Annotated in this window: 1 pseudogene; it reads left to right on the top strand. The window is 72.6% G+C overall.

Going from position 1 to position 1,809, the window contains the following annotated elements:
- A pseudogene (locus tag ABFY07_RS42625) lies at window positions 1–1,809 on the top strand (type IV secretion protein Rhs); the annotation flags it as partial.

Raw genomic sequence — 1,809 nt, 5'->3', positions numbered from 1 at the left:
AGCGAGGACGGGCTGCTGCTGTCCTATCCGCACCCGGCCCCCGGTCTGCCCACCCTCCCCGAAGCGGGCCCCAGGTGGCCGCTGGAACGGGACCCCGACGGCGACTACACCCTCACCGACCCCGCCAGTGGCCGTGTCCTTCACTTCACCGGCCCGCGGAACAGGGGTGACGGGGTCGCGCGTGCGGACCGGATCACGGACCGAAGCGGTCACGTCATCAGCTTCGACTACGACAGCGACGGCGCCCCGCTGGGCATCGTCCACTCCGGCGGCTACCACCTGAAGCTGACCGCCCAGGACGGCCGGATCACCGCCCTGCACCTGGCCGGTGGCGCGCCCGACGGCTCCGACCAGGAGATCGTCCGCTACGGCTACACCGACGGCAACCTCACCGAGGTCGTCAACTCCTCCGGCCTGCCGCTGCGGTTCGAGTACGACGACGAGCGCCGGGTCATCTCCTGGACCGACACCAACCAGCGCCGCTACGACTACGTCTACGACAACCGCGACCGCTGCATCGCCGAAGGCGGCGAGGCGGGTCACATAGCCGTCCGCATCGACTACCTGGACGCCGACGGGGCGAGTGGTCACCGGGTCACCACGGTCACCACCCCCGAGGGCCACACCAGCCGCTATCTCGTCGACCAGGCCTGCCGGATCGTCGCCGAGACCGGCCCGCTGGGCCACACCACCCGCAGCGCCTACGACCGCCAGGGCCGGCTGGTGACCCGCACCGACCCCCTGGGGCACGCCACCCACTACGCCTACGACACCCACGGCCATCTGGTCACCGTCACCCGCCCCGACGGCCTGCGAGCGACGGCCACCTACAACGCCTGGGGCCTGCCGCTGACCGTGACCGGCCCGGACGGGACCGTTTGGCACCAGACCTGGGACGAGACCGGCCACCGCACCAGCCTGACCGACCCCGCCGGCCACACCACCCACTACACCTACGACACCCACGGACACCTGGCCGGCGTCACCAACCCGCTGGGCGAGACCACCCGCATACGGTGTGACGCGGCGGGCCTGCCGGTCGAGATCACCGACCCGCTGGGCGCCACCACCCGCTACGAGCGCGACCCCTTCGGCCGCCCGATCACCGTCACCGATCCGCTCGGCCACATCACCCGGCTGGAGTGGACGGTGGAGGGCAAGCTCGCCACCCGTACCCACCCGGACGGCAGCCGGGAGTCGTGGACGTACGACGGCGAGGGCAACTGCACCAGCCACACCGGCCCGCTCGGCGCGACCACCACCTACGAGTACACCCACTTCGACCTGCTCGCCGCCCGCACCGGCCCCGACGGCCTGCGCTACGAGTTCACCCACGACAGCGCGCTGCGGCTGACCCAGGTCACCAACCCCCAGGGGCTGACCTGGTCCTACGAATACGATCCGGCGGGCCGCCTGGTCGCGGAGACCGACTTCGACGGCCGCACCCCCACGTACGCCCACGACGCGGCCGGACGCCTGACCGCCCGCACCAACCCGCTCGGCCAGACCATCCAGTTCGAGCGGGACGCGCTGGGCCGCACCGTCCGCAAGACCGCCGACGGCCAGGCGACCACCTTCACCTACGACGCGGCCGGGCGTCTGGCCACCGCCACGGGGCCGGACGCGGAGGTGGTCTACCAGCGGGACCGCATGGGCCGCGTCAAGTCCGAGATGGTGGACGGCCGGGTCCTCACCCACGCCTACGACGCGCTGGGCCGCCGGGTGCGCCGCACCACCCCCACGGGCGCCACCACCACCTACGCCTACGACCCGGCGGGCAACCGCACCACCCTCACCGCCTCCGGCCAC

Source organism: Streptomyces sparsogenes subsp. cuspidosporus, assembly GCF_039532705.1.
GTDB lineage: Bacteria > Actinomycetota > Actinomycetes > Streptomycetales > Streptomycetaceae > Streptomyces > Streptomyces sparsogenes.
This window is presented reverse-complemented; position numbering and strand designations above follow the sequence as displayed.